Annotated in this window: 9 protein-coding genes and 1 pseudogene; 9 read left to right on the top strand and 1 reads right to left on the bottom strand. The window is 66.4% G+C overall.

Annotated elements, in window-relative coordinates; translation table 11 throughout:
• The 6 genes and pseudogenes from AC1DOC_RS17995 to AC1DOC_RS17970 form a co-directional block, all read left to right on the top strand.
• A pseudogene (locus tag AC1DOC_RS17995) lies at positions 1 to 253 on the top strand (dTMP kinase); the annotation flags it as partial.
• Positions 250 to 1,272 (top strand): DNA polymerase, encoded by a 1,023-nt coding sequence (locus tag AC1DOC_RS17990; protein ID WP_027729627.1) that lies wholly within the window; start codon positions 250 to 252, stop codon positions 1,270 to 1,272. The pseudogene AC1DOC_RS17995 and the gene AC1DOC_RS17990, both read left to right, overlap by 4 nt.
• Positions 1,269 to 1,649, top strand: a complete 381-nt coding sequence (locus AC1DOC_RS17985; protein WP_012747958.1) for a PilZ domain-containing protein — start codon at positions 1,269 to 1,271, stop codon at positions 1,647 to 1,649. The genes AC1DOC_RS17990 and AC1DOC_RS17985 overlap by 4 nt, the downstream gene beginning before the upstream one ends.
• A gap of 119 nt (positions 1,650 to 1,768) precedes the next feature.
• Entirely contained in the window at positions 1,769 to 2,578 is an 810-nt protein-coding gene (locus tag AC1DOC_RS17980; RefSeq protein WP_027729628.1) for a TatD family hydrolase, read from the top strand.
• Positions 2,575 to 3,252, top strand: coding sequence for an ankyrin repeat domain-containing protein (locus AC1DOC_RS17975; protein WP_027729629.1), 678 nt, complete (start codon positions 2,575 to 2,577; stop codon positions 3,250 to 3,252). Before AC1DOC_RS17980 ends, AC1DOC_RS17975 begins: the two co-directional genes overlap by 4 nt.
• Before the next feature lie 113 nt (positions 3,253 to 3,365).
• The gene (locus AC1DOC_RS17970; RefSeq protein WP_018905827.1) at positions 3,366 to 3,851 is read left to right on the top strand and encodes a DUF2726 domain-containing protein; all 486 of its coding nucleotides are present in this window, start codon (positions 3,366 to 3,368) and stop codon (positions 3,849 to 3,851) included.
• Positions 3,852 to 4,042: 191 nt separating this feature from the next.
• Here AC1DOC_RS17970 and AC1DOC_RS17965 read toward each other — a convergent pair whose 3' ends face one another.
• Positions 4,043 to 4,423, bottom strand: a complete 381-nt coding sequence (locus AC1DOC_RS17965) for a cupin domain-containing protein (protein ID WP_012747954.1) — start codon at positions 4,421 to 4,423, stop codon at positions 4,043 to 4,045.
• 186 nt (positions 4,424 to 4,609) lie between these two features.
• Here AC1DOC_RS17965 and AC1DOC_RS17960 point away from each other — a divergent pair, with 186 nt between their 5' ends.
• From AC1DOC_RS17960 to nirD, 3 genes are all read left to right on the top strand, one after another.
• Positions 4,610 to 5,032, top strand: a complete 423-nt coding sequence (locus AC1DOC_RS17960) for a secondary thiamine-phosphate synthase enzyme YjbQ (RefSeq protein ID WP_018905825.1) — start codon at positions 4,610 to 4,612, stop codon at positions 5,030 to 5,032.
• Between the two features lie 500 nt (positions 5,033 to 5,532).
• Positions 5,533 to 7,992 carry a nitrite reductase large subunit NirB gene (nirB, locus tag AC1DOC_RS17955; RefSeq protein ID WP_478130196.1) on the top strand — a complete coding sequence of 820 codons (2,460 nt, stop codon included), beginning with the start codon at positions 5,533 to 5,535 and terminating at the stop codon, positions 7,990 to 7,992.
• A gap of 15 nt (positions 7,993 to 8,007) precedes the next feature.
• A partial coding sequence (nirD, locus tag AC1DOC_RS17950) for a nitrite reductase small subunit NirD (protein WP_478130195.1) occupies positions 8,008 to 8,427 on the top strand: 420 nt, incomplete at its 3' end.

The following is an 8,427-nucleotide window of genomic DNA, read 5'->3' as shown; positions in this document are numbered from 1 at the left end:
GCTCTGGTTCGACCTGGCGCCCGAGATTGCCGCCGAGCGGCTGGCGGGCGCGCGCCTGCCCGACAAGTTCGAATCGCAGCCGGTCGAATTCTTCCGGCGCGTCGCGGCGGGCTATGCGGCCCGCGCGGCGGCCGATGCGCAGCGCTTCGTGCGCATCGACGCCAGCCAGACGCGCGACCAGGTCTGGCAACAGGTCGAGACCGCGCTCGTTGCGCGTGGCGCGCTGGCACCTGCAACTGGAGCGGCGCGATGAGCACGCCCGCGCTCTCGCCCTGGCTGCATCGCCCGCTCGCGGAACTGCTGCGCCAGCGCGGCCATGCCTGGCTGCTGCAGGGGCCTTCGGGCCTGGGCCAATACGAACTCGCGCTCGCGCTTGCCGCGGCCTGGCTGTGCGAACAGCCCAGCAAGGAGGAGGGCGGCACCGCCTGCGGCCATTGCCCGAGCTGCCATGCCATCGAGGTGCGCACCCATGCCGACCTTTGCGTGCTGATGCCCGAAGTGGCCATGCAGGAACTGGGCTGGCCGCTCGACGAAAAGGCGCAGGCCGACATCGACGACAAGAAGCGCAAGCCCAGCCGCGAGATCCGCGTCGAGGCCATGCGCGACGCCGTCGGCTTTGCCCAGCGCACCAGCGCCCGCGGCCGCGGCAAGGTGGTGCTGGTGTATCCGGCCGAGCGCATGAACACCATCACGGCCAATGCGCTGCTCAAGACGCTCGAGGAGCCGGTCGGCGATGTGCGCTTCGTGCTGGCCAGCGAGGCGGCCTGGCAGTTGCTGCCGACCATCCGCAGCCGCTGCCTGGGCTTCACGCTGCCCTGGCCCGAGACGGCCGAGGCCGAAGCCTGGCTGGCCGCGCAGGACGTGCCCGCCGGGGATGCCACTGCGTTGCTGCGCGCCGCCGGCGGGCGCCCCAGCGATGCCTTGCGGCTTGCGCGCTCCGGCCAGTCGCCCAAGGCCTGGTCGCTCTTGCCCAAGGCCGTTTCGCGCGGCGACGTGGCTGCGCTTGCGGACCAGTCGCCTTCGCAGGCCATCGGCTCGCTGCAGAAGCTCTGCCACGACCTGATGGCCGTTGGCAGCGGCGCCGCGCCGCGCTTCTTCGATGCCGCCGACCTGCCGTCCGCGGTGCCTTCGCACCTGGCGCTCGCGCGCTGGTCGAAGTCGCTCGCGAACGCGGCCAGGACCGCCGAACACCCCTTCAATGCGGGCCTCATGCTGGAAGCGCTTGTGAGCGAAGCGCGAACCACCCTAAACTCTGCTGCTCGCCGCCCATGAACCAACCAGCCGCACCCGCACCCGCCGCACCGGCGCCTCAACGGCCGAGCGTGATCCAGCTCGCCATCAAGGAAAAGGGCGCGCTCTATGCCGCCTACATTCCGCTCTTTGCCGAAGGCGGCATCTTCATTCCGACCACGCGCGAGTACCGCCTGGGCGACGACGTCTATGTGCTGCTGACGCTGCCTGAAGATCCGCAGCGCTACCCGGTGGCCGGCAAGGTCGCTTGGATCACGCCGCAGCGCGCCGCGGGCAACCGGGCGCCGGGCGTGGGCATCCGCTTTCCGTCGGACGAGAAATCGCGCCAGCTCAAGGCTCGCATCGAAGCGGCGCTCGGCGGTTCGATGGCCTCCGACCGACCGACCCAAACCATTTAGCTCGCCCCCAGGCTGCGCGCACTTCGTGTCGCTACGCCCACCCCCTACCGGGGGCGACACCAGAGGCCCGGCAAAGCCGGTTCCTCGGTGTCTCTGGCATAAGCCAGACAATCAGCGTCATGTTCACCGATTCCCACTGCCACCTCACTTTCCCCGAATTCGCGGACCAGATGCCGCAAATCCGCGCCGCCATGGCCCAGGCGCAGGTCGACCGGGCCTTGTGCATCTGCACCAAGCTCGAGGAGTTCGACGATGTGCAGGCGCTGGCCGCGCGCTATGACAACTTCTGGGCGAGCGTCGGCGTGCACCCCGACAACGAGGACATCGCCGAGCCCACGGTGGACGACCTGGTGCGCCGCGCAGCCTTGCCCCGCGTGGTGGCCATCGGCGAAACCGGGCTCGACTACTACCAGATGGAAGAGCGCAAGGGCGGGCGCAGCATCTCCGACATGGAGTGGCAGCGCGACCGCTTCCGCGTGCACATCCGCGCCGCGCAGCAAACCCGCATGCCGCTGGTCATCCACACGCGCGAAGCCTCGGCCGACACGCTCGCCATCCTCAAGGAGGAGGGCGAAGACGGTGCCGGCAAGGCCGCGGGCGGCGTGTTCCATTGCTTCACCGAAACCGCCGAAGTGGCCCGCGCGGCGCTCGACCTGGGCTTCTACATTTCCTTTTCGGGCATCCTGACCTTCAAGAAGGCGCAGGACCTGCGCGACGTGGCGGCCTTCGTGCCGCTCGACCGCATGCTGATCGAAACCGACAGCCCGTATCTGGCGCCGGTGCCGTACCGCGGCAAGACCAACAACCCGTCCTACGTGCCCTTTGTGGCCAAGCAGATCGCCGAACTGCGCAAGCTGCCGCTCGAAGCCGTGGCAGAGGCCACCAGCAGCAACTTCGAAACGCTGTTCAAGGGCGTCAAAGCAATATGAAGAAATACATCAAGAAGTTCTTGTATCTTGCTGTCCTCGCAGCAACTTTTTCCACCCACGCGGGCTCGTTCGAAGATTTCTTCCGGGCCGTGCGCGCAGACAACGCGAGCGGCGTGCGCACCCTGCTGAACCGCGGTTTCGACCCCAACACGCGCGACGAGCACGGCCAGACCGGCCTGATCATCGCGCTGCGCGAACCGTCGCCCAAGGTGGTCCAGGTGCTGATCGAATCGCCGCAGACCGACGTCGACATCGCCAACGCCAAGGACGAAACCCCGCTGATGCTGGCCGCCATCAAGGGCCAGCAGGACGTGGTCGCGCAGCTGCTCAAGCGCGACGCCGCCGTCAACAAGACCGGCTGGACGCCGCTGCATTACGCCGCCAGCAGCGGCCAGCTGAGCATCATGAAGGTGCTGCTCGACAACTTTGCCTTCATCGATGCGCAATCGCCCAACGGCACCACGCCGCTCATGATGGCCGCGATGTACGGCTCGACCGAGGCCGTGAAGCTCCTGCTGGCCGAAGGTGCGGACACCACCATGAAGAACCAGCTCGGCATGACGGCGGTGGACTTCGCGAACAAGGCCAATCGCCCGGAGGCTGCGCAGCTGATCGCCGCTGCGGCCGGCGCCAAGGCGGACCCCAAGGCCATTCCGAAGGACGGCAAATGGTGAGCTTCCATACGCTCCATTGAGGGCCAAATCCGCCGCATCGGCAGGCCCGGGAAAACGCCAAAAAGAGGGCGCCTGCGCCTCGTGCGAGACTCTGCGCTGAAGGAGAAGCAGAGATGAATACGTTCCTATTCATAATCTTTTTGCTGGCCATCGGACTGCTTGTGCTCGCAGCGGTCGCCAAAAAGAGGTCGGCGCAAAACAGCAGCGGTTTCGTCGACAAGCCCAAGGCACGCCCGCCGCTCACGGCGCGCGAACAGGCCATGTACAACCGGCTCGTGCAGACGCTGCCGGATCTCGTGGTGCTGCCGCAGGTCAGCTTCGGTGCATTGCTCACGGCCCGCACGCGCGCGGCGCGGAGCTCGTTCAGCCGGAAGATCGCCGACTTCGTCGTGTGCGACCGCTCGTTCAAGGTCGTGGCCGTGGTCGCGTTCGGCGGCGACAAGAGCAGCAAGGGCAAGTCGCAGCGCGACCTGGACCGCGAGGCGCTGCTGGTGGAAGCCGGCTACCGCGTGCTGCGCTATCCACGGGTGCCGGATGTGGGGCGCGTGGAAGCGGACTTCGATCCGACGCTGGCGTCGGTGAGCCCCATGGGTTCCTGAGGGCGGGCTGGTTTGGCCTGGATGGCCTTCGATCAGCTTCACCCAAAAGGAACACAATGTGCATTATGTTAAATGACATAAGCAGCACTCCGCCCCACAGGACCTTGTCGTCCATGTCCCACTGCTTCCTGCAGCTGCTGTGGTAAATCCTCGTCACCGTTGCCAGCCGGCCGACAGACCCATCGGGGTCATCAGCTCTTGGGCTTTGCGTATTCCTCTGCGCTCATTACCTCGACGCCAACGAACGGGTCGTTGCCTTCAACCCATGCGTCATGGCCCGGAGGAATGGTGTACGACATGCCTTCCTCGAGGATGGTCTTCGAGCCGTCGTTCATTTGCACCGTGATCCGCCCGGAAACCACGTACCCGACGTGGGCCACCTGGCAGCTGTCCGTGCCGACGACCGGCTTGATGCACTGCGACCAGCGCCACCCGGGCTGAAACTTGAAGCGTCCCAGGGTGTACCCCTCGAGGCGGACCACTTCGACGCGCGTTTTCTCCGGCTCCCGAACCTCATCCGGCACGTCGTGGGATTTCGTCTGAAGCTTGGTGACATTCATAGAACTTGCCATCGCTACTCTCCTTGGCACGAGTGAGTAGGCAGTCCGCGGCAGCCTCGTGCCAAGCCGCGCGTCGAACGATGGAATACTAGTCTTGGGCCACGCTTGCGGCGACGCATTTCTCGCCCGGTAGGTACCCCGGTGGCGTTGCATCTCGAGCACGTGCGCGGAGTTTCCAGCCGCTAAAGTGTCGATGCGATGCTCAGGCAGACAACCACCACACTCGACTTCGACACCGATGGCCGGGGCCTTCTGGAAATCACGGAGGCCGTGGCGCAATGGGTCGCGAGCACCGGCTTTCAGACCGGGCTGCTGACGCTCTTCATCCGCCATACCTCGGCCAGCCTGCTGGTGCAGGAGAACGCGGATCCTGAAGTGCAGGCGGATCTCGACCGTTTTCTTGCGCGCCTGGTGCCCGATGGCGACGCGCTTTTCCGGCATCGCGCCGAAGGGCCGGACGACATGCCGGCCCATGTGCGTTCGGCGCTGACCGCGGTGCAGCTGTCGGTTCCGGTGACGAACGGCCGCATGGCGCTGGGCACCTGGCAGGGCATCTACCTGTGGGAGCACCGGCTGAAGCCGCACCGGAGGCAGGTGGCCCTGCACCTGATCGGGTCCTAGCGATCCGGCCCACCGCCCTGCTCTGCCGGGCTGCGCCGGTACGCTGCCCGCGGTTACTCCAGCGTGAATCCAATCTTCACCGTCACCTGCCAGTGCGCGACCAGCGACTTGTAAACGTGATTCGACATGTCTTTTGCTCCTTGAATTGGTGCGCCGCAGCTGCTCTCGGTGCGGATCGGCCGCACGGCACACATGTTGACCCCTCGGCCCGCTTGTTGGAAGTGCCGGAACGATGGTTTTTCGCGCCGCGCAAACCCGGCGTGGCGCAGGCACGGTCTTTGCGTGACTGCAAGCTCACGGTGTAACGAAGCACTGTTTTGGTGAGGTTTCCGCGGTCTTGCGGAGCCCGGAGCGTGAAGAGCGCCCAGCACCCCGCCCGCGCTCCGCGGGCTTCCCTGCCCCCTTAATCCCCGCCCGACGATGCGGCCCCGCAAAGGCTGCATGTCGGCATTTGTATTTGTTGTTTCGAATCGATTGATTCTCCGAAGGCCCCACCCATGATGAAGAAACTCAAGCTCGTGATGGTCGGCAACGGCATGGCCGGCGTGCGCACGCTCGAAGAGCTGCTGAAGCTCGCCCCCGACCTGTACGACATCACCGTCTTCGGTGCCGAGCCGCACCCCAACTACAACCGCATCCTGCTGTCGCCCGTGCTCGCGGGCGAGCAGACSGTCGACGAGATCGTCCTCAACAGCTGGGAGTGGTACRCSGAGAACAAGATCACCCTGCACGCCGGCAAGAMGGTGGCCGAGGTCGACCGCGTCAAGCGCATCGTGCGCGCCGAGGAYGGCACCGAGGCCCCCTACGACCGCCTCCTCATGTGCACCGGCTCSAACCCCTTCATGCTGCCCGTGCCCGGCAAGGACCTGAAGGGCGTCATCGCCTACCGCGACATCGCCGACACCGACTACATGATCGAGACCGCCMRSACCCACAAGAGCGCCGTCGTCATCGGCGGCGGCCTGCTGGGCCTGGAAGCGGCCAACGGCCTGATGCTGCGCGGCATGGACGTCACCGTGGTGCACGTCATGCCCTGGCTGATGGAGCGCCAGCTGGACGACGTCGCGGGCAAGCTGCTGCAGAAGTCGCTGGAGGACCGGGGCCTGAAGTTCCTGATCGGCGCCCAGACCCAGGARCTGGTGGGCAATGACCAGGGCCGYGTGGCCGCCATCCGCTTCAAGGACGGCACCGARGTCCCCGCCGACCTGGTCGTCATGGCTGTSGGCATCCGCCCCAACACCGAGCTGGCCGAGCGGATGCGCCTGCACTGCCACCGCGGCATCGTCGTCACCGACACCATGCAGACCGTGACCGATGCGCGCATCTACTCGGTGGGCGAATGCGCGGCCCACCGCGGCATCGCCTACGGCCTGGTCGCCCCGCTCTTCGAGCAGGCCAAGGTCGCGGCCAACCACCTGGCCCAGTTCGGCATCGGGCGCTACCTGGGGTCCCTCACCTCCACCAAGCTCAAGGTCACCGGCATCGACCTGTTCAGCGCCGGCGAGTTCATGGGCGGCGAAGGCACGGAAGAGATCGTCATGAGCGACCCCTTCGGCGGGGTCTACAAGAAACTCGTCATCAAGGACGACAAGCTGGTGGGCGCGTGCCTGTACGGCGACACGGTGGACGGCAGCTGGTACTTCAAGCTCCTGCGCGACGGGCGCAGCGTGCACGACATCCGCGACAAGCTGATGTTCGGCGARTCCAACATCGGCGACACCGGCCAYGAGGGCCACAGCAAGGCCGCSGGCATGCCCGACGACGCCGAGGTGTGCGGCTGCAACGGCGTGACCAAGGGCACCATCTGCAAGGCCATCAAGGACAAGGGCCTGTTCACCCTGGACGAGGTCAAGAAGCACACCAAGGCCAGCGCCAGCTGCGGCTCGTGCACCGGCCTGGTGGAGCAGATCCTGATGTTCACCGCCGGCGGCGACTACTCGGCCACGCCCAAGAAGAAGGCCGTGTGCGGCTGCACCGACGCGAACCACCAGGACGTGCGCGATGCCATCCGCAAGGCGCACTACCTGACGCACGACGAGGTGTATCGCAACCTGGGCTGGCGCACGCCCAACGGCTGCGCCACCTGCCGCCCGGCCGTCAACTACTACCTGATCAGCACCTGGCCCAAGGAGGCCAAGGACGATCCGCAGAGCCGCTTCATCAACGAGCGCAGCCACGCCAACATCCAGAAGGACGGCACCTACTCGGTCATCCCGCGSATGTGGGGCGGCCACACCACGCCCGACGAGCTGCGCCGCATCGCGGATGCGGCCGACAAGTACCAGATCCCGACCGTCAAGGTCACGGGCGGCCAGCGCATCGACCTGCTGGGGGTGAAGAAGGARGACCTGGAGGGTGTCTGGARGGACATCGGCATGCCCTCGGGCTTTGCCTATGCCAAGAGCCTGCGCACGGTGAAGACCTGCGTGGGCAGCGAGTGGTGCCGCTTCGGCACGCARGACWSKACCCAGATGGGCAAGGACCTGGAGCGGGCGCTGTGGGCGATGTATTCGCCGCACAAGGTCAAGCTCGCGGTCTCGGGCTGTCCGCGCAACTGCGCCGAGGCCGGGATCAAGGACGTGGGSGTGATCGGGGTGGATTCGGGCTGGGAGCTGTAYGTGGGGGGCAACGGCGGCATCAAGACCGAGGTGGCGCAGTTCCTGGTGAAGGTGAAGACGGCCGCSGAGGTGATGGAGTAYTCGGGCGCCTTCYTGCAGCTGTACCGCGAGGAAGGCTGGTACCTGGAGCGCACGGTGCACTACATCGGGCGGGTGGGGCTGGACCATGTGAAGAAGAAGATCCTGGAGGACAYCGAAGGCCGCAAGGCGCTGTGGGAGCGGCTGCAGTTCGCACTCGACGGCGAACCCGAYCCGTGGTTCGAGTCGAGCCAGGCGTCGGTGGACGTGCGGCAGTTCACGCCGGTGGCGGTGGTGGATGACAAGGCGACCCAGGCGGCCTGAAAGGAGCAACAGCAAATGAGCAACAACAGCAGCAACCCCAACAACAGCGGCAACGAGTGGCAGGTGATCTGCCGCGTCGAGGACATCCCGGTGCTGGGGGCGCGCCGCGTGGCACGGCCGGTGGGCGTGGACGTGGCGGTGTTCCGCAATGCCGAGAACCRGGTGTTCGCGCTGCTGGACCGCTGTCCGCACAAGGGCGGGCCTTTGAGCCAAGGGATCGTGTTCGGCACCAGCGTGGCGTGCCCGCTGCACAACTGGGCCATCGGGCTGGACGACGGGTGTGCCAAGTCGCCGGATGAGGGGTGTACGCCCAAGTTTGCGGTGAAGGTCGCCGAAGGCGTCGTGCATCTGGATTCGAAAGAACTCGCAACGCATGCCGTCGAACTGGAACGCCCCGTTGCAGGGCCCGCGAACCGCGCCCGCCTGTCCGAAGAC

It is taken from the genome of Variovorax sp. 01T439_2, assembly GCF_056398445.1.
The sequence above is the reverse complement of the archived record's forward strand: the minus strand, read 5'-3'. Positions and strand labels throughout refer to the sequence as shown.